At 31.5% G+C, this 19,515-nt stretch carries 18 protein-coding genes; 16 read left to right on the forward strand and 2 right to left on the reverse strand.

Features of this window, described 5'->3' with window-relative positions; translation table 11 throughout:
• Window positions 1-55 precede the first annotated feature (55 nt).
• The 15 genes from AWE51_RS07290 to AWE51_RS07360 all read left to right on the forward strand — a co-directional run bounded on the left by AWE51_RS07290 (window position 56) and on the right by AWE51_RS07360 (window position 16,937).
• Window positions 56-1,474: a trypsin-like peptidase domain-containing protein gene (locus AWE51_RS07290; RefSeq protein ID WP_066311602.1), complete on the forward strand. Its 1,419-nt coding sequence runs from the start codon at window positions 56-58 to the stop codon at window positions 1,472-1,474.
• A gap of 138 nt (window positions 1,475-1,612) precedes the next feature.
• Window positions 1,613-3,061, forward strand: coding sequence for a glyceraldehyde-3-phosphate dehydrogenase (locus tag AWE51_RS07295; RefSeq protein ID WP_066311605.1), 1,449 nt, complete (start codon window positions 1,613-1,615; stop codon window positions 3,059-3,061).
• A gap of 413 nt (window positions 3,062-3,474) precedes the next feature.
• Entirely contained in the window at window positions 3,475-4,098 is a 624-nt protein-coding gene (locus AWE51_RS07300; RefSeq protein WP_066311608.1) for a hypothetical protein, read from the forward strand.
• Window positions 4,099-4,179: 81 nt separating this feature from the next.
• Window positions 4,180-4,857: a tRNA (guanosine(37)-N1)-methyltransferase TrmD gene (trmD, locus tag AWE51_RS07305; RefSeq protein ID WP_066311610.1), complete on the forward strand. Its 678-nt coding sequence runs from the start codon at window positions 4,180-4,182 to the stop codon at window positions 4,855-4,857.
• 184 nt (window positions 4,858-5,041) lie between these two features.
• Complete coding sequence (rplS, locus tag AWE51_RS07310; RefSeq protein WP_066311612.1) at window positions 5,042-5,392, forward strand: 50S ribosomal protein L19; 351 nt, start codon at window positions 5,042-5,044, stop codon at window positions 5,390-5,392.
• Window positions 5,393-6,345: 953 nt separating this feature from the next.
• A complete protein-coding gene (locus AWE51_RS07315) occupies window positions 6,346-8,568 on the forward strand; it encodes an NADP-dependent isocitrate dehydrogenase (protein WP_066311614.1) in 2,223 nt (740 codons plus the stop codon).
• A 187-nt stretch (window positions 8,569-8,755) separates the two neighbouring features.
• The gene (locus AWE51_RS07320; RefSeq protein WP_066311616.1) at window positions 8,756-9,295 is read left to right on the forward strand and encodes an RNA polymerase sigma factor; all 540 of its coding nucleotides are present in this window, start codon (window positions 8,756-8,758) and stop codon (window positions 9,293-9,295) included.
• 5 nt (window positions 9,296-9,300) lie between these two features.
• Window positions 9,301-9,840: a hypothetical protein gene (locus AWE51_RS07325; RefSeq protein WP_066311618.1), complete on the forward strand. Its 540-nt coding sequence runs from the start codon at window positions 9,301-9,303 to the stop codon at window positions 9,838-9,840.
• Complete coding sequence (locus AWE51_RS07330; RefSeq protein ID WP_066311620.1) at window positions 9,821-10,912, forward strand: DUF4097 family beta strand repeat-containing protein; 1,092 nt, start codon at window positions 9,821-9,823, stop codon at window positions 10,910-10,912. Before AWE51_RS07325 ends, AWE51_RS07330 begins: the two co-directional genes overlap by 20 nt.
• Window positions 10,913-11,028: 116 nt before the next feature.
• Window positions 11,029-11,676 carry a hypothetical protein gene (locus AWE51_RS07335; RefSeq protein WP_066311623.1) on the forward strand — a complete coding sequence of 216 codons (648 nt, stop codon included), beginning with the start codon at window positions 11,029-11,031 and terminating at the stop codon, window positions 11,674-11,676.
• Between the two features lie 34 nt (window positions 11,677-11,710).
• Entirely contained in the window at window positions 11,711-12,262 is a 552-nt protein-coding gene (locus tag AWE51_RS07340) for an outer membrane protein (RefSeq protein WP_066311627.1), read from the forward strand.
• A gap of 367 nt (window positions 12,263-12,629) precedes the next feature.
• Entirely contained in the window at window positions 12,630-15,008 is a 2,379-nt protein-coding gene (locus tag AWE51_RS07345) for a TonB-dependent receptor (RefSeq protein ID WP_066311629.1), read from the forward strand.
• 4 nt (window positions 15,009-15,012) lie between these two features.
• Window positions 15,013-15,831 carry a DUF4249 domain-containing protein gene (locus tag AWE51_RS07350; RefSeq protein WP_066311632.1) on the forward strand — a complete coding sequence of 273 codons (819 nt, stop codon included), beginning with the start codon at window positions 15,013-15,015 and terminating at the stop codon, window positions 15,829-15,831.
• Window positions 15,832-15,892: 61 nt separating this feature from the next.
• Window positions 15,893-16,708 (forward strand): N-acetylmuramic acid 6-phosphate etherase, encoded by an 816-nt coding sequence (gene murQ, locus AWE51_RS07355; protein WP_066311634.1) that lies wholly within the window; start codon window positions 15,893-15,895, stop codon window positions 16,706-16,708.
• Window positions 16,695-16,937: a DUF6095 family protein gene (locus tag AWE51_RS07360; protein ID WP_066311636.1), complete on the forward strand. Its 243-nt coding sequence runs from the start codon at window positions 16,695-16,697 to the stop codon at window positions 16,935-16,937. Before murQ ends, AWE51_RS07360 begins: the two co-directional genes overlap by 14 nt.
• Window positions 16,938-17,105: 168 nt before the next feature.
• Here AWE51_RS07360 and AWE51_RS07365 read toward each other — a convergent pair whose 3' ends face one another.
• The gene (locus AWE51_RS07365) at window positions 17,106-17,615 is read right to left on the reverse strand and encodes a DinB family protein (RefSeq protein WP_066311638.1); all 510 of its coding nucleotides are present in this window, start codon (window positions 17,613-17,615) and stop codon (window positions 17,106-17,108) included.
• 293 nt (window positions 17,616-17,908) lie between these two features.
• On the opposite strand from AWE51_RS07365, the gene AWE51_RS07370 reads away from it, so the two are divergent.
• Window positions 17,909-18,730 carry a hypothetical protein gene (locus tag AWE51_RS07370; protein ID WP_066311640.1) on the forward strand — a complete coding sequence of 274 codons (822 nt, stop codon included), beginning with the start codon at window positions 17,909-17,911 and terminating at the stop codon, window positions 18,728-18,730.
• 83 nt (window positions 18,731-18,813) lie between these two features.
• Here the strand turns inward: AWE51_RS07370 and AWE51_RS07375 are convergent, their stop codons facing one another.
• Window positions 18,814-19,320 carry a TlpA family protein disulfide reductase gene (locus AWE51_RS07375; protein WP_066311642.1) on the reverse strand — a complete coding sequence of 169 codons (507 nt, stop codon included), beginning with the start codon at window positions 19,318-19,320 and terminating at the stop codon, window positions 18,814-18,816.
• Window positions 19,321-19,515 lie beyond the last annotated feature (195 nt).

The raw sequence follows: 19,515 nt of genomic DNA on the forward strand, positions 1-19,515 counted from the left end.
TATAGAGAGTCTATTAAGATAAATAATGTTAAACTAAAAAAAGAAATTTAAGGAGATGAAAAGATTTTTGAGTTTATTGGCAGTAGCAATTCTAGCAGGAATATTTACTCTAGGAGCATATAAAATATTTTTAGAACCAGATACTATTGTTAACCAAAGTGAAACTACACCTAACCTGATTCCAACAAATTATAACTTTACCAACACAAGTGCAAATACTATTGCAGCATCCGATATTGATTTTACTGTTGCTGCAGAAAAAACAGTAAATGCAGTAGTACATGTTAAGCAATATGGTATTAGTCGTACTCCCAGAAATTTAATGGAATTTTTTAGAAATGGTGGTTCTCAAGAAAGGACTATACAAGGAGCTGGATCTGGTGTTATCATTACAGAAGATGGATACATCGTTACAAACAATCATGTAATTGCTGGTGCAAGTGATCTTGAAGTCACTTTAAATAATAATAAATCATACAAGGCTAAAGTAGTAGGTACATCACCTCAATCAGATATTGCACTTATTAAAATTGATACCGACAATAAACTTTCTTACATACCTTTTGGTGATTCTAATTCGGCAAAAATTGGAGAATGGGTACTCGCAGTAGGAAACCCTTTTAACCTTACCTCTACAGTGACAGCCGGAATTATAAGTGCTAAATCTAGAGATCTTAATGAAAGAGATGACAATATCCAATCTTTTATACAAACTGATGCAGCTATTAATCCTGGAAATAGTGGCGGAGCATTGGTAAATACAAAAGGTGAATTGATAGGTATCAATACAGCCATTACCTCTCAGACCGGTAGTTATGTTGGCTATGCTTTTGCTGTTCCCTCTAATAATGCTCGTAAAATTGTAGAAGACATAATCGAGTTTGGAGATGTGCAAAGAGGAATTCTAGGAATTACCGGGGGAACGATTAACCCTAAGGCTATAGAGACATATGACATTTCAACGTCGCAAGGAGTTTTTGTAGCTTCTGTAGCAGATGATAGTGGTGCCAAAAAAGCCGGATTAAAAGTTGGAGATGTAATTAAAGAAATCGATGGATTACCCATTAGAAAATTTGCAGACTTAACAGGGTATGTAAATAGCAAAAGACCTAAAGATATTATTAGCGTAAAAGTACTTAGAAAAGACAAAGAACTTACGCTACCAGTAACCCTATCTAAATACGTGATTCAAAACTATAATATTGCAGATGTCGGTGTAGAAGTAACAAATCCACCTAAAGATTATCTCAAGAAATTTGATTTAGATCATGGAGTCGTAATAAGCAAAGCACTAAGTGCACGAATGCAGAGATACAATCTAGAAGGTCTTATTATTAGTGAAATAGATGGAAAGAAAGTAAAAACTGTATTAGAAGTAAAAGAAATTATAGATAGCAAATATCCCGATGAAGATATTACGATTAGTTTGGTTGATCGCAATGGAGACAAAAAAGAATTTGTGTTTCAAAACTAATCACAACACCCCATAAAATAAGGCATCCCGATATCTTAAAAAGGTATCGGGATTTTTTTTATCAAAAAAGCTTTACGAAAACGTTTGAAATATATACTTTTGCACGAAATTTCAAGACTGTAAAAAACACAACGAATTATGAGTTCTAACGAAGTTTATGAAAAAGAATTAGCCTTTCAAGCAGATAGGCGTCGCGCAACAGTAGCATTTATTAAAACTGTAAGCGATTTATGGTACGACAACTCAGTAGAGTTGGTACTTTTTCGCAATCAATTAATTGATAAAAATGTTAGTGAAATTATTAATCTTCACGAATATGCTGGAGAATTTGTACAAAAACCAATTTCAATTTTTGATTCTGTAGAAATTGCTCAAGCGATCAAATTAATGGATTTACCACCTTCAAAATTGGATATTGGTAAACTTACTTATGAATACCATTTATCAAATGATGAACATGGCTCTATAAATCGTTTTGTTCAAAATAAATTAAAAGATGCTAAAAAAGTAAAACCTATTTCACCCAAAAATGTCGTTTTATACGGATTTGGAAGAATTGGTCGTCTTGTTGCCAGAGAATTAATGACCATTACAGGTAAAGGTAGTCAATTAAGACTTCGCGCTATTGTTACTCGCGGTGCTGTTACAGAAGAAATATTAGAGAAAAGAGCATCACTTTTAAGAAATGACTCTGTACATGGCGACTTTGCAGGCACGGTAGAAACAGATTTAGCGAACAGCTGTCTTATTATTAACGGAACTACAGTTAAAATTATAAGCGCAAATGCACCTGAAGAAATTGATTACACCGCTTATGGAATAAATGACGCTTTAGTTATTGACAACACAGGAGCTTTTAGAGATAAAGAAGCTTTAAGCAGACATTTAAAAGCAAAAGGTATTGATAAAGTATTACTAACTGCCCCTGGAAAAGGCATTCCAAATATTGTTCATGGTGTAAATCATAAAGAACACGATCCAGATAAAGTAAATATCTTTTCTGCAGCCTCTTGTACCACAAATGCAATCACGCCCGTTTTGCAAGCAATAGATGAAAGTTTTGGGGTCATTAATGGTCATTTAGAGACTATACATGCTTATACCAATGATCAAAATTTGGTAGATAATATGCATAGTAAATATAGAAGAGGTCGTGCTGCCGCTCTAAACATGGTTATTACCGAAACCGGTGCTGGAAAAGCTGTTTCTAAAGCATTGCCAAGTTTTGAAGGTAAATTAACTTCTAATGCTATTAGAGTTCCTGTTCCAAATGGATCTTTAGCTATTTTAAACCTTAAATTAGAAAAGAAAACATCTAAAGAAAGTTTAAACTCTGTTCTAAAAAAATACGCGCTCGAAGGTGATTTGGTAGAACAAATTAAATATTCTCTAGATAATGAACTAGTTTCTAGTGATATTGTAGGGTCTTCTGCCCCATCTATATATGATAGTAACGCAACAATCGTAGACACCAATGGTAATAATGCTATAGTCTATGTTTGGTATGATAATGAATATGGATATAGCCATCAAGTAATTCGCTTATCTAAATATATTGCTAAAGTAAGACGTTTTACGTACTACTAGGGTTATACTAGCACAATCTACGAAACCTCTTAAACTAATTTTTAAGAGGTTTTTTTTATAGTTCTCGATAACGATGGATCCTAATTCTTTCGCACTAAATAAAACAACGATAACTGTAAGAATTTAAAACATTTACTTCAAAAAAAGGTTATCGTAAATGAGATTGATTTACATATTCTTTATTTATTTCTTATTAGAGAAATAACAAAAGCTTAAAATTAAACTACAAACTCTAGTCAAAAATTCTTGCACATTACCTACAATATCGTACATTTATTCACGTTACAGAAGAAATTAATGAATAACCCAGATATTTGCAGAAATCCGTATGACCAAAATCTTACTCGTATCTTCTAAATTATTCTTTTATTCATTAATTTTATGTGCAATCTTTAAAAATTCAAAAACAACACATGAAATTGCCTAAATATCTACTTTTATTGATGGTGATATTATCACCAATTTCCCAAACCATTCAGGCGCAAGAAGAATCTACGCTCACTGCAGAGCAAGCTTTAAAACAATCCAACATATCAGAACAGTTTGATGTTGTAATCAAAAAATCTGGTAGATACCAAGAGTATAAAGTAATCAAACAAGTTTGGATAAATCAGCTAAAAGCAAATACTATAGATACGCTTAAAACTTTGGAATCAAAGTTAACTGCTACGAATAAACAAATTACAGATCAAAAAACTACTATAACAGGGCTTGAAGAATCTTTAGCCAAAACAAATGGTGATCTCTCTGCTGTAACAGAAGAAAAAGATAGTATGAGCTTTTTTGGTATTGCAGTAACCAAAGCTAGCTATAACACAATAATGCTTGTTATTATCGGAATCCTTTTGGGACTTCTAGGCTTTTTTATATACCGATTTAAAAACAGTAATGCAGTAACTATACAAGCCAAAAAAGCTCTTGCTGAAACTGAAGAAGAGTTTGAAGATCACAGACGCAGGTCCTTAGAGCGTGAGCAAAAAGTAATGCGTAAACTTCAAGATGAAATCAATAAACAAAGAAAAGCAGGAACTAAATAACATAATTCTTTTCTAATACTAGATTTTTAGTATCGTATATTCTTTTGCATCTTTGCACTCAACAAAGAATGTAAAGCTAGAATGCGTATAGATATCATTACTGTAGTACCAGAAATATTAAAAAGTCCTTTTGAAGCCTCAATCATGAAGCGCTCAATAGAAAAAGGGCTCGTAGAAGTACATTTGCATAACTTACGGGATTATACCACTACTAACTACAAACAAGTAGATGACTATCAGTTTGGCGGAGGAGCAGGCATGGTTATGATGATAGAACCAATAGACAAGTGTATTTCCAAACTAAAGTCAGAAAGAACGTATGATGAAGTAATCTACATGACTCCTGATGGAGAAACATTAAATCAAAAAATTTCAAACCAATTATCCTTAAAAGGCAACTTAATTATATTATGTGGGCATTATAAAGGTGTAGATCAACGCGTTAGAGATCATTTTATCACTAAGGAAATATCTGTAGGAGATTATGTTTTATCTGGAGGTGAACTGGGCGCATTAATTTTATGTGATGCTATTATTCGTCTAATCCCAGGGGTATTAGGAAATGAAACATCGGCCCTTACCGATTCTTTTCAAGACAACCTTTTAGCCCCTCCTATTTACACAAGACCTGCCGATTATAAAGGATGGAAAGTTCCAGAAATATTAACTTCTGGTAATTTTCCGAAAATAGAAACCTGGAGGGAAGATCAAGCTTATGAAAGAACAAAAGAAAAAAGACCTGATCTTTTAAAAGATTAAAAATCTTAAAACGCAGAATTTCATAGATTTATCAAAAAAAAAGAAAACTTTGACAAAGCAAAAATTAAATAATAAAAATCTTGCAAATAATTAAATAATACTTATTTTTGCACCCTGATTAAAACAACCTCTGGCGAAAATCGTGAATATGTTGCTTTAATAAAACCAAAGAAACTATATCAAAATGGAAGATTTAGTAAAATTCGTACAAGACGAATTTGTAACAAAAAAAGAATTCCCTGAATTCTCTGCCGGTGATACTATCACTGTTTATTATGAAATTAAAGAGGGTAATAAAACACGTACCCAGTTCTTTAGAGGAGTTGTTATACAAAGAAGAGGTTCTGGTTCTACAGAAACTTTTACAATCAGAAAAATGTCGGGAACTGTGGGAGTTGAGCGTATTTTCCCTATAAATTTACCAGCACTTCAAAAAATTGAAGTAAACAAAAAAGGTAGCGTACGTAGAGCTCGTATTTTCTACTTTAGAGGTCTTACTGGTAAGAAAGCTAGAATTAAAGAAAAAAGAAGCTAGTTCATATAGTTTTATAAAAAAAAGGTTGTCTTTAAGGCAGCCTTTTTTTATGAACAATAGTTAACAAGTATAGTTCATAACCATTTGATAACTAATAATATAACAATTCACAAAAGACTTATCTATTTTTCTTATCTTTAAAGTAGATTACAAAATCATCAAGATGACAAAAGGATTCTTAAAGCTTTGTAATTTTACTAAACGTTCTTTGAACATAAAAAGCCCAGCTTAGAATTAAAATAAATATGAAACGAAAGTTATTTTTTTGAATACATCCTTGAAATCAATTTAAAGGCCTTACTTTAAAATCATTTCAAAATGAAGTTTGAAGGAAAAAATTAAGTTTTGACACCTTTTTAATTTTAAATGGCATTTGACTATATGAACATATACACTGAAAAATTGCAATCACAATTTAAAAACGCAGCGTTCATAATAGTCGTATGAGTAGTATCGCATAGTTAAATCATTATTTAACAAGTAAATCTACTCAAAATAGAAGTATTTTATTTATGTTATAACTAACGAAAGTTTTTATTTTATAGCGGGTAAAACAGCTACCATAAAGAATATTTCTAATGAAGCCATGTCAAAATATTTATATTCTTGATATGGCTTTTTTTATGCATTATGAATACCTTTAAATTTGAGTCAAAAATTCTTCATTCTATATTTATTATTATCATTATTTCAAGAAATTCTAATTCAGTCTCTTTAACTCAAAACTAACAATCTACAGGTTGCATTTGCTTGACTAGATTTGTATCTTCGCGCACGGAAAATTCTATGACAAATAGAAATATTTAAGATATATTGTCAAAATTACTGCTAATATTGTTTGTCACAGAAAAATTAAACGACTAATATTTCCTTAAAATAATAGAATAATATATCAGGTATCAAATTCCTAAGTCGTACAAGAAATCAAGATACCTTTACAAAAAGCAAGAAATATGGGAGTTAACACCTCAAAAATTGTTTACACTAAAACTGACGAAGCACCAGCTTTAGCTACCTATTCTTTCCTACCGTTGGTTAGAAAATTTACAAGAAGTGCAAATATTACTATTGAAACGAAAGACATATCGCTAGCAGCTAGAATTCTTTCTATATTTCCTGAAAAACTTAGTGATAAGCAGAAACAAGCTAATGCTTTAGAAGAGTTAGGCCAACTTGCACAACAACCAGAGGCTAACATCATTAAACTTCCAAATATAAGTGCTTCGATTCCTCAATTGAAAGCAGCAATTGCAGAATTACAACTTCAAGGTTATGATATACCTAGTTATCCTGAAGAACCAGAAAATGATACAGAAAAAAATATCAAAAGTAGATATGATAAAATTAAAGGTAGTGCAGTAAACCCTGTCTTAAGAGAAGGGAATTCTGATCGTAGAGCTCCTAAACCTGTAAAGCAATATGCTAGAAAAAACCCACATTCAATGGGTGCATGGAGTTCTAGTTCTAAAACACATGTTGCTACTATGTCTAACGGAGATTTTTGTTCTAACGAAAAATCCGTTACAGTTTCTAAACAAGGTGATGTAAGAATAGAACTTGTAGAACAAAATGGCAACGTTACAGTATTAAAAGAAAAAACCGCCTTATTAGAAGGAGAAGTTATTGATGCATCTGTAATGAGCAAAAAAGCACTTATTGCTTTTTTAGAACAACAAATAGCAGATGCTAAAGAAAAAGATGTATTGTTTTCACTACATATGAAAGCAACAATGATGAAAGTTTCTGACCCTATCATCTTTGGACACGCTGTAGAAGTCTTTTTTAAAGATGTATTTGAAAAACATACCGCAGTTTTAGAAGAAATAGGAGTCGAAGTAAATAACGGGTTTGGAGATTTAATAAATAAACTGAAAAAAGTTCCCGACGATAAGAGAGCCGAAATAAAAGCTGATATCGAGGCTTGTTATGAAAAAGGTCCAAAATTAGCTATGGTAAATTCTGATCTCGGAATTACCAATCTACATGTACCTAGTGATATAATTATAGATGCCTCAATGCCTGCAATGATTCGTACTTCAGGTCAGATGTGGGATGTAGATGGAAAACAACAAGACACCAAAGCGGTTATTCCTGATAGTAGTTATGCTGGAATTTATCAAGAAACTATAGATTTCTGTAAAAAGCATGGTGCCTTTGACCCTACAACTATGGGTACCGTTCCTAATGTTGGACTTATGGCTAAAAAAGCCGAAGAGTATGGCTCTCATGACAAAACTTTTGAAATCCAAGCTGATGGTATTGTAAGAGTAGTTGACGCTTCAGGAACTACTTTAACAGAACATACTGTCGAAAAAGGAGATATCTGGAGAATGTGCCAAACAAAAGATGCTCCAATAAAAGACTGGGTTAAACTTGCTGTTAGTAGAGCCAAAGCCACTAACACTCCTGCTATTTTCTGGTTAGACAAAAACAGAGCTCATGATGCCGAGTTAATCAAAAAAGTAGAAATATACTTACCAGAGCATGATACTAATGGTTTAGATATCAGAATCATGTCTCCTGTAGAAGCGACTCGTTTTTCTTTAGAAAGAATAAAAGAGGGTAAGGACACTATATCTGTTACAGGTAATGTATTACGTGACTATAATACAGATCTATTTCCTATTTTAGAATTAGGAACTAGTGCAAAAATGTTATCAATAGTACCCTTAATGAATGGTGGTGGTCTTTTTGAAACTGGTGCAGGAGGTTCTGCTCCAAAACATGTACAGCAATTTAATAAAGAAGGTCATTTAAGATGGGATTCTTTAGGAGAATTTTTAGCTCTTGCTGTATCTCTTGAACATTTAGGAGAAACAAATAATAACAAAAAGGCATTACTACTTGCTGAAGCCCTTGATCAAGCAACAATAAAATTTCTTGACAACAAAAAATCCCCTTCTAGAAAAGTAAATGAATTGGATAATAGAGGAAGTCATTTTTATCTTTCTCTTTATTGGGCACAAGAGCTTGCAACTCAAACTCAAGATACAGAGCTTCAAAAAGAATTTGCTAGTATCGCCGATGCATTAGCACAAAATGAAACAAAAATCATTAATGAATTAAATGATGCTCAAGGCAGCACTGTAGATATGGGTGGGTATTACTGGCCAAATGTTGATAAGGTAGCAAAAGCCATGAGACCAAGTGAAACATTTAATACTATTATGAATTAGAAATAGTAAAAAAGAATTAATTCTAAAAAGCCCTGTGTAAATGATTTACACAGGGCTTTTTGTATTTCAAAGCTGCACCCAACTAAAAAAAACAAATTAATTTATCACAAATGCAACCTTTGTACCTTTATCTTGTCAATACTAATAACTAAGAATAAAAAGTGTCTTTAAAGAAACTTATAATCTATTGAAAACCAAAATTCTTTATACACATAAGGATCTTGTTGAACAAAGCAAGTCTGGGGACAGAAATTCACAATACCAATTGTATGACCTCTATGTGGATGCCATGTATAATGTAAGTATGCGAATTCTTAATGTCAAAGAAGATGCTGAAGATGTTATACAAGATAGTTTTGTGGATGCCTTTAAAAATTTATCATCATTTAGATATGAAAGTACTTTTGGTTCTTGGTTAAAAAGAATAGTTATTAATAAAAGTATCAATCAATTAAAACAAAAAAAAATTGCTCTTGTTCCCTTAGATCAGCATGAATATCATTTAAATGAAGAAATCGACCCAGTAATTACAACACTTGATATTCAAAAAATAAAAACAAGTATTACAATGTTACCTCAAGGATATCGACAGATAATTAATTTATACTTGATCGAAGGATATGACCATATTGAAATTGGAGAAATACTAAACATTTCTGTATCAACATCAAAATCACAATATCATAGAGCGAAGAAAAAATTAATCAAAATTATAAACACCCCATAAATACAATGGAAGATTTAGAAAAATATATAAAGGAAAACAAACCTTTGTTTGACGAACATAAAGCTGATAGAGCCAAAATATGGGCTACTATAGATGAACGTCTAGATACTCCAAAATCCACTACGTTTTGGCAATCACCTTTTTTGAAAATTGCTGCTAGTATTTTAATCATATTAAGTGGATTCTCTACATATCACCTTTTTGTTTCTTCTAAATTTAATGGTACCGAAAAACATCAGATAGTAAACAATGAATTAAGTGATATTGACACCTACTACAAGGGGTTAGTCTCTTTTCAAGTTAAGCTAATACAAGAACATCCTAAGTTACAAGAAAAGGATAAAGTAGCGTTTCTCTCTTTTATGGATGACCTGGATCAGGAATATGAAATTCTAAAACTAGAAATGACAAAAAATCTTAATAATGAGTACATCCTAGAAGCTATTATTAACAACTATAAAAAAAGAATAGAACTAATAGAAAATTTATTAAGTCAGATAAACAATTCCAAAAAAATAAATAGTGATGAAGACTACATTTTATAATCTCACATTAGCGATACTATTTTTGTTGTTTTCTATTCATAGTATATGGTCACAAGAAAAAGTATCCAAAACAATTGAAAAAACATATCCATTAACAAATACAGGAGAACTACACCTAGACAATAAATATGGAAATATTATCATAAACGGCTGGCAAGAAAATACAATTCAAATTGTTGTTGAAATAGAGGTAAGTAAAAAGAAGAAAGAAGATGCGCTTGACTTGTTAGCCCGTATCAATCCTAAAATTAATAGCACAAATGACTTTATAAGCATTACGTCTTTAATCGAAGAAAAAAGTAATAGTATGTTTTCTCGTCTTTTTGAAAAAGCCAATCCATTTGATTTTGATAAAGCAAACATTCAAATTAATTATGACATCTATTTACCGCAAAACGCCGAAATCAACATCACAAATAAATTTGGGGATATTATTATGAGCGGTTGGAACGGAAAATTAAAAATGAATCAACAACATGGCGACATTTGGATAAATAAAAGTTTAGAAAATGCCAATATTGAAATGAAATTTGGTAAACTGAAAACTAAATCCATTACATACGGAAATATACAATTCAAAAACGGAGAAATTGATATAGAAGAATCTAAAGAATTAAAAATAAATAGTAGCGGGACTACTATCTCTATAGAAAATGTAGCTTCTTTAGAAATACACTCAAGTAAAGACAAAATCAACATACAACAATTAGGAAATATAAAAGGTGAACTTATGTTTAGCAATATGAATCTTAATAGTGTAAGCGATGATATTAATCTTACGATGGAAGTAGCCGATTTTTGGGTCTCTAAACTCAAAAAAAGTAATACAAACGTAATTATAACTCAAGAATCCTCAGAACTTAATATTAATATTTCAGGAACCTCAATAGATTTTAATGCATCTCTCGAACAAGGAGTATTACGAATTCCTAAATCGTTTACAAACATAAAAACGGATATGATTGATAAACGAAAAAGAATTAGAGATGTTAGTGCTTCTTATGGCAAAAATAGTTCTAAAGGAAAATTTCAAATTATTGGCAAAAAAGGAATCATAGTATTATCAGAATAACATCAATAATTATCTCTTTAACATAGCGATTATTTTAAATGGTTGTTAAAAATCAAATCACATGCAACCATTCTTTATCCCAATTGTCAATACTAGTGACACAAAAATTAATGAAAATGAAAAAGCTAATCATCATCATATCTATTTTAACATTAGCAAATAGCTATAACTGTTTTTCTCAGGAACAAAAAAATAATGATTATATAGAATTTAATGACAGAAAAAACATTTTACATGGTGTATATCTCGGTGTGGATGTAGGATATGGACAAATTGATGGCGGAAATAAAATTTTTCTTGCAGGTACCAAACTGGCTTATGTTGCAAATAGAACAATGGAACTGGGCGTTGCTGTAAAGACATTTTATTCTCCATTAAAAAAAGTCGATCGATCCTTAAATAGAGATTTTGAAATCTATGGTGTATACGGAGGCTTACATGTAGAGAATGTATTGTTTAATGAAAAAAAAATAAAACTGTCTATTCCCTTTCTAATAGGTCTAGGATATATAGAACTTCATAGAGATTCTATTTTAACGTCTAATGACATGATGCTAGTATTTGAACCCGGAATTAATGCGCTTTTTAATCTAAACAAATACATACAATTCGAAGGAGGTGTAAAATATCGATATTCAACTCCTATTGACCCCGTACCCACTGTTATAGAAAATATTAACGGTATCTCAATAAATCTTGGAGTAAAAGTCGGTGTATTCAATTTGGGAAAAAACAGATATAAGAAAGAATTAAAAGATAAATAATAAGCTATAAACACTAATTAAGAAAATAAAAAACATGAAAAAATTACTTCTATTAGCACTTGTATTGACCTTTATTTCTAAAACGTTTTCACAAGATTCAAAAGTTAGTTTCGAATTAAATTACCCTATTCCCGTAGGAGATAACTTTATAGAAAATGGTTACAACGGGATTATCGACTTAGGAGTTGATTATAAGTTTGCTAATTTAAACCCAGTAAACATTGGAGTATCACTAAACGGAGGATTATTAAAAAATAATGTTGGAGATGATTTTAAAATTACCTCTTATACACTACAACCCAGAATATTTGGAGAATTGAATTTAGAATCACTTCCTAAAATACATCCCTCTATAGGTATTGGGTATACAGTCATGATATTTGATGTATCAAGACCTTTAGATGATGACGTAGATAATCAAAACGGATTTAATTTAAATTTTGGAGTTTCATACGATATCAATAACAGGTTTTTTACCCAAATTCAATATGATTTTATTAAACTTGGTAAAGAAGATGACATACCAAATACAAGTTTTAATAGAAATGTAAACATATTAAAAGTAGGCTTAGGATATAAATTATAATATGGATACAGAATAAAAGCTTTTGCTAGTTTAGGCATAGAAATTGATTAGTACTTCAAACATAAAACCTCATTAAAAATGCAGAATTTAAAAAAGACAGTACAAAACAATACAATAAATACAATTTACGTATTCTCAAAAAACAATCAAGTTTTTGTAAGAAAACATTCTAATACTGAAACTTTCAAAAATAATGGTATTAAATGCGATGAGTGGTTCCCCACAAATTTTCAATGGGAAATAATATAAATTTTATCAAAAAAATAATATAACTAACAATTAACTCTTGTATAATTGTAGAATTAGTAATGTATGCATTTCTTTGTCTCATATTATTAAAGTGCTTAATTGATAAAAAAAACTCCTTTTGAAAAAACATATAGTATCTAGTTTAGTTTTAGCATTTCTACTACCCTTATCTCTAATAAGTCAAGAAAAATTCACACTAAGTGGTACAATCTCAGAAAGTTCAAGTAATGAAACACTTATTGGTGTAAATGTTATTTTTCCTGAAGTGGGTAAAGGTGTAGTAACAAATGAATATGGCTTTTATTCAATTACTTTACCGCAAGGAAATTATAAGTTACAAGTAAGCTACCTTGGTTTTAAAGATATTGTTCAACAAATTAACCTTAATGAAGACAAAAAGATAAATTTTCAACTTAATGAGTCTTCAGAAATGCTTGATGAAGTAATTATCACTGAAAAAGCAGAAAAAATAAATATTAAGAAACCTCAAATGAGTCTTAATAAACTTTCTGCCAGCACTATAAAACAAATCCCAGTAGTTTTAGGAGAAGCAGACGTGATCAAATCGATTATCCTTTTACCTGGAGTAACTAGTGGCGGTGAGGGTGCTTCTGGTTTTAATGTGCGAGGTGGAGCTGCCGACCAAAACTTAATTTTGTTAGACGAAGCCACAATTTTTAACTCCTCTCACCTGTTTGGTTTCTTCTCAGTTTTCAATCCAGATGCCATCAAAGATATTAAACTCTACAAAGGAGGTATTCCCGCAAAATATGGAGGACGTGTTTCATCTGTCCTTGATATCTATCAGAAAGAAGGAAATAGTAAAAATTATAAGTTAAGTGGTGGACTCGGAGCCGTATCAAGTAGATTATTAGCCGAAGGTCCCATCGTAAAAGACAAAGGCGCATTTCTAATAGGAGGACGAGCATCTTATGCCCATCTATTCTTACCGTTATTTGACAATGATAATATAGCCTACTTTTATGACTTAAATACAAAACTTAATTACAAGTTAAACGACAATAACAATATTTATCTTTCAGGTTATTTTGGTAGAGATGTGTTTAGAATAGACGAGAGTTTTGAAAATATTTATGGTAACACAGTGCTTAACTTGAGATGGAATCATTTATTTTCAGATAAGTTATTCTCAAATCTTTCATTAATATATTCGGATTATTTTTATGGTTTAGAACTTGATTTTGTTGGTTTCAAATGGAATTCAGGGATTCGTAATTTTAACTTAAAATATGATTTGAAACATTATCTCAGCGATAATTTTCAACTTAATTACGGAATCAATAATATATATTTTAGATTTAACCCTGGTGAAATAAAACCAAACAGTCCTGAATCGGGTATTCTAAGAGAAAAATTAATCGATAAATATGCTAACGAATTTGGTGCTTATATTGATGCTGAACATAAAGTATCAAATAATCTGACTTTACAATATGGAGTGCGTCTAAGTAACTTTATACGACTGGGACAAGATGAGCTTAATATATATCAAAACGACAATCCTTTACTATTCAATTCAGAATTACAAATTTATGAATCAGCAGAACCAGTAGGTACAGAAAGCATTAGTAGAAGTAAGCAAATAGAAACTTTTACCAATTTTGAACCTAGAGTATCTCTTGCTTATGCTTTTAATGACAATACATCTATCAAGGCTAGCTACAATAGAATGGCTCAATATCTACATTTACTATCCAATACTAGTTCTCCTACTCCACTAGATGTTTGGACTCCCAGTGGTCGATATATAAAACCACAATTACTTAATCAATACGCTATCGGCTATTTTAAAAATATAAAGGATAATGAATACTCTATAGAAACAGAAATTTTTTATAAAGACATTAAAAACAGAATTGATTATATCGATGGTGCAGATCTTATCGCTAATAATGCTATTGAACAAGACATTCTTAATGGTGAAGCACGAGCTTATGGACTTGAATTGTTGCTAAGAAAAAACGAAGGGAAATTTAAAGGATGGTTTGCGTATACCTTGTCTAAATCTGAACAAAGAACACCCGGAAGAACGCCTATTGAAACTGGTATTAATAATGGAGAATGGTATAACACTCCCTATGACAAGACGCACGACATATCATTTAATGGGAGTTATGAACTAAATAAAAAATGGAAGTTTGGGACCAATTTTGTATTCCAAACAGGGCAACCAACAAACTATCCATCAGGTCAATTTGAGTTTCAAGGGTTAGTCATTCCCATTTATGATGGTCCACGTAATGACCAACGTTTACCTTCATACCATCGAATAGATATCTCAGCTACATTAACACCAAGAAAAAACAAATCACGAAAGTGGCAAGGAGAATGGGTGTTTAGTGTTTATAACTTATATAATCGTAAAAATGCTGCCTCAATAACATTTGGTCGAAATACAGATACAGGTGTAAATGAAGCTACCAGAACAGCCATTTTTGGTATTGTTCCTGCAGTTACTTATAATTTTAAATTTTAAATTAATGAAACAGCTATTCTATATATTCATACTACTATTAGGATTCACAAGTTGTGAAGATGTTATTGATGTTGACGTACCCAATGGAGAGCCTAGACTTGTTGTAGATGCATCTTTTGAAGTCTACCTTAATGAAGTGCCTGTAACTGTTAAAAACAGTATTCAACTATCATTATCTGCTCCTTTCTTTGGTAATACTATCCCAAAAGTAAATGATGCAACTGTATTTATTACGGATCTTAGTGATGGAACAATTATAAACTATACCGAAACCAACGGAACTGGATTTTATATCCCAAGCAGTACTTTTTTACCAGAGTTCAATGTAGATTATGAACTTACTATAATTTATAATTCTGAAACTTACAAAGCAACAACCCAAATGTTTGCTTCAGTTCCTATAGATAATATCGAACAAGGAGATGGTACTCTTTTTGAGGGAGATGAAACCGAAATAATAGTTAGTTTTACAGATGATGGAGCCAGAGATGACTTTTATCTTTTCAATTTTGACTTTGACCTACTTGAAGTAAGTGAAGATCGTTTTTATCAAGGAGAATCTTTCAATTTTTCGTATTTCTATGAGGACGTGACAGCTGGGCAAAACATTACAATCAAGATTCTAGGTATCGATAAGCGATTTTTTAATTACGCAGGTTTATTAATAGATCAAAGTGATCCTGATGGTGGGGGACCATTTGCAACTCCTCCTGCTCTGTTAAGAGGAAATGTAATCAATACAACAAACTCCGACAATTATGCTTTAGGATATTTTAATCTCTCAGAAGCAAATCAATTAGACTTTACTATTCAGGAAAAATAGTTCTTTTTTAATCATGAGGAATATATAACCATCTCACACTAAAAATGAGTATTTTTGACACATGTCATTTATAAAAACTACAGAACAATCCTCAAAATATAATCATCTAGAAAAGATGAGCATAACTGAGATTCTAACTAACATTAATACCGAGGATAAAACTGTTCCAAATGCTATTGAAAAAGCCATTCCCCAAATTGAAGCACTAATTTCTCAAATTGTAAAAAATCTTCAACAAGGGGGTAGACTCTTTTATATTGGCGCTGGTACTAGTGGTCGATTAGGAATAGTCGACGCAAGTGAATGCCCTCCTACTTTTGGAGTTCCTCATGATTTGGTAATAGGATTAATTGCTGGAGGAGATAGTGCTATTAGAAAAGCCGTAGAGTTTGCTGAGGATAGTACAAATCAAGGGTGGAGTGATTTAAAAGAGTATAATATTTCTGAAAAAGATATAGTAGTAGGTATAGCTGCATCTGGAACTACTCCATATGTTATTAGCGCATTAGAGCATTGCAATTCTAATAATATTCCTACAGGATGCATAACATGTAACGCGGGTAGCCCTTTAGCTCTTACCGCTAAACTTCCGATCGTAGTTACTGTTGGACCTGAATTTGTAACTGGAAGTTCACGTATGAAAGCTGGTACAGCTCAAAAACTAGTCCTAAACATGATTTCTACCACGGCCATGATTCAATTAGGAAAAGTTAAAGGGAATAAAATGGTAGATATGCAGCTAAGCAATAATAAACTTGTAGAAAGAGGAACCAAAATGATTATGGAAGAGCTAAATATTGCAGAAGAAGTAGCAGCTAATCTATTAGAGAAATATGGTAATGTCAGAAATGCAATAGAAAATCATGAAAGAACCTGAAACTAAACGTACCGATAAAGAACTTTTAGGCAAAGGTATACAGCGTATGGCGATCGCTCTTATATTTATGTTTATTAGTCCTGTGATAATATACTCTTCATTCAAAAACCAGGAGCACCCATTATACGTTCCTATTTTAATACTAGGATTAATAAGTGCAGCATTTGCAATATTTATGGCATTTAAAGGATTAAAAACTATTATGGATTCTATGTTCGGAAAAAAATAATCCCGTATAAAAATTCATACGGGATATATAGTTATTTCTATAAACAAGAATTAAAGTTTTCCATGAGTATCCATGTGACCGCCATAACCCCCTCCACTATTCATATGATTTAGTAATCTCAAATTATGAGATTATCAAAAAAAATACAAGGACAACTTAAAAGATATATTATATACCTTCCCTTTTATTCACGGGAGTCGTTGGATTATAACCAAAACCAGGGATTTTGATATCTATCCCCAAATTATCTAAAATATAACCAATTGTTGCATAATGATGTACAGCATGGCTATTAGCATGTGATAGGATACTCTCTATAGTATAATTCACAGTTATTTTTCCCTGCCCCATATTATCGGTAACATGAATCAGATAATCTGTATTTACATTTATATAAGATACTAATGTTTCTTGAAGATTATATATATGCTGTATTGCAGCAGACTTGTCGGTAGATAAAATTTCATCCCGCTTTCTAGCTGTCAAATCAATGTTATTAGAATCCAAACCATTAATTATACAATCAAAAAAATCCAAAGTATGACGTATGTGTGAACCTATACTAGAATAGTATGGCCCCACAGAAACGTCTTTGTAAGTATCTGAATCTATTGCGTCTAATAGGGCAATAGCATTATTAAGATTGTGATTTATCGAAGATATTATACGTTTTTTCATAGAGAATTTAGACGTAAGATACATAATTAACTAACAAAGGTATCTATCAAAGTTCAAATTTAATTTTTAATAAGCTATTACTAAAATATTAATTCAAAAATAACGTTTTGATAATTCATAACAACATAATAATTCCTAATTCTTACAAGCCATTAAGGAATTTATCATTAAAACTAAGGTTAACCCGTAAAAATCAAGATAAAATGCGCATTTTATCGATTAATGACATTTTTTCTAGGTTGTACTCAAAAAATATTGTACTATTGTACAGTGATTTAAAAAGCCCCTTTAGAATGAAAAAGATTGCACTAATTGTATTTCTATCTTGTCTTATTCCTCAAATCAATGCTCAAAACATCTATGATGATGCCTTGACTGCTGCCAGTTACGCATATGCTCATAGTAAAAAAGCGCATGGTTCAAACAACGTTTATCATACTCAGGAATATGCCGATAAAGCCATAGAAGCTTTTCAAAAAGTAGAAGGCTTAGCTGAACAATGTAATTGTAAAAAAGCTAACGAAACAGCTTATGCTGCCAGAGTAGATATGGAAAGTTCTTTACAAGAAGACACCTATGAGCGTAGTCGCTTTTTTGCTAAAAGAGCAAAAGAATTAGGTTCTAAATTATTAGAGCAACTAACTTCATGTCAAGCTAGCACAGGTTCTTATGCCCAAGTTGATGAAGAAGAATATACAGAAGAGGCAAATGATATAGCAGATGCTAGTGAAGAAGTATCTCTTAAACAAAAAGAATTAGAGTTAAAGAAAAGACAACTAGAATTAGAACAAAAGCAACTAGAACAGGAAATAGCTGCTCAAAGTAAGCAAAAAGCAGAATTTGAGGCAAAACGTGCTGCAGAATTGAAAGAACAAACTTTGATAAAATCAAAAGCCGAAATTGCTTTACAGAAATTAGAGAATGCGCTTCAAGAATTGAGTGTTGTATTAAATCAAGAAGCACCTTTTGAATCACAAGCTGATTATTCTCGCAGTGAAAGTGAATTAAAAAATGAATCACTTGATGACACAAAGAATTTCTATGTAAACAGAGTTAAAGAACTTACCCAAACGGCTATGCAACAATTTGCTAGCTCTAATATGGTAGACAATTAATAAAAATCGAATTTTATTTTGTAGCCCCAAAATAAAATTTTTAGAACGGTATCTTTACTTATGAAGGTACCGTTTTTTTGATTTCATTCTTTCTCTAATACTTCTTCTATTTCTCTAAAAGAGAGTTTTCCTAATAACTTTCCATCAGGTGCTATTAAAAACTTTGCAGGTATTTCTGTAACTCCATAAGTTCTTGCAATGGAAGACATCATCACAAAGCGATTTTGATCAACTATCTGATGCTTCCATAAAAAACCAAATTTCTTAATAGCTTTATCCCATGATTTAGCATCTTTCTCAAGAGCTACACTTACAATTGTAAGGCGATCAGCATATTTCTGATCAAGAGCAACTAACTTTGGATAATCTCTAAGACAAGGCCCACACCATGAACCACCCAAATCTAAAAGCACATAACCGCCTTGTAACGAAGATAACTTAAATGAACTACCATCTATGAGAGTAGTTTCGAAATCCGGTGCCAAATCTCCTTGAGTTATGCTAAAGTGTTTAAAGCGAATATAGCATACCGCCACAACAATAATTACGATAAACAAAAAGTACTTTATTATTTTTCTTATATAGGACATAAAACCGGTTTATTATCCAAAAATACTAATTCTCATCATACTTAGAGGTATGCTATAGTATGTACAATAATTTACCTAAGTAGTATATTGTTTCTATTTTGATTTGTTATTAGTTGGATAAAATTTAGGCATAAAAAAACCCTTCATTATTTTAATGAAGGGTTTCAAAGAAGGCGGCGACCTACTCTTCCACGA

Source organism: Aquimarina aggregata (assembly GCF_001632745.1).
Taxonomy (GTDB): domain Bacteria; phylum Bacteroidota; class Bacteroidia; order Flavobacteriales; family Flavobacteriaceae; genus Aquimarina; species Aquimarina aggregata.

Excerpts from the sequence above, each read along its gene's own strand:
- AWE51_RS07290 (WP_066311602.1), top strand. The coding sequence starts at position 56 with ATGAAAAGATTTTTGAGTTTATTGGCAGTAGCAATTCTAGCAGGAATA.
- AWE51_RS07295 (WP_066311605.1), top strand. The coding sequence starts at position 1,613 with ATGAGTTCTAACGAAGTTTATGAAAAAGAATTAGCCTTTCAAGCAGAT.
- AWE51_RS07300 (WP_066311608.1), top strand. The coding sequence starts at position 3,475 with ATGAAATTGCCTAAATATCTACTTTTATTGATGGTGATATTATCACCA.
- trmD (WP_066311610.1), top strand. The coding sequence starts at position 4,180 with ATGCGTATAGATATCATTACTGTAGTACCAGAAATATTAAAAAGTCCT.
- rplS (WP_066311612.1), top strand. The coding sequence starts at position 5,042 with ATGGAAGATTTAGTAAAATTCGTACAAGACGAATTTGTAACAAAAAAA.
- AWE51_RS07315 (WP_066311614.1), top strand. The coding sequence starts at position 6,346 with ATGGGAGTTAACACCTCAAAAATTGTTTACACTAAAACTGACGAAGCA.
- AWE51_RS07325 (WP_066311618.1), top strand. The coding sequence starts at position 9,301 with ATGGAAGATTTAGAAAAATATATAAAGGAAAACAAACCTTTGTTTGAC.
- AWE51_RS07330 (WP_066311620.1), top strand. The coding sequence starts at position 9,821 with ATGAAGACTACATTTTATAATCTCACATTAGCGATACTATTTTTGTTG.
- AWE51_RS07335 (WP_066311623.1), top strand. The coding sequence starts at position 11,029 with ATGAAAAAGCTAATCATCATCATATCTATTTTAACATTAGCAAATAGC.
- AWE51_RS07340 (WP_066311627.1), top strand. The coding sequence starts at position 11,711 with ATGAAAAAATTACTTCTATTAGCACTTGTATTGACCTTTATTTCTAAA.
- AWE51_RS07350 (WP_066311632.1), top strand. The coding sequence starts at position 15,013 with ATGAAACAGCTATTCTATATATTCATACTACTATTAGGATTCACAAGT.
- murQ (WP_066311634.1), top strand. The coding sequence starts at position 15,893 with ATGTCATTTATAAAAACTACAGAACAATCCTCAAAATATAATCATCTA.
- AWE51_RS07360 (WP_066311636.1), top strand. The coding sequence starts at position 16,695 with ATGAAAGAACCTGAAACTAAACGTACCGATAAAGAACTTTTAGGCAAA.
- AWE51_RS07365 (WP_066311638.1), bottom strand. The coding sequence starts at position 17,615 with ATGAAAAAACGTATAATATCTTCGATAAATCACAATCTTAATAATGCT.
- AWE51_RS07370 (WP_066311640.1), top strand. The coding sequence starts at position 17,909 with ATGAAAAAGATTGCACTAATTGTATTTCTATCTTGTCTTATTCCTCAA.
- AWE51_RS07375 (WP_066311642.1), bottom strand. The coding sequence starts at position 19,320 with ATGTCCTATATAAGAAAAATAATAAAGTACTTTTTGTTTATCGTAATT.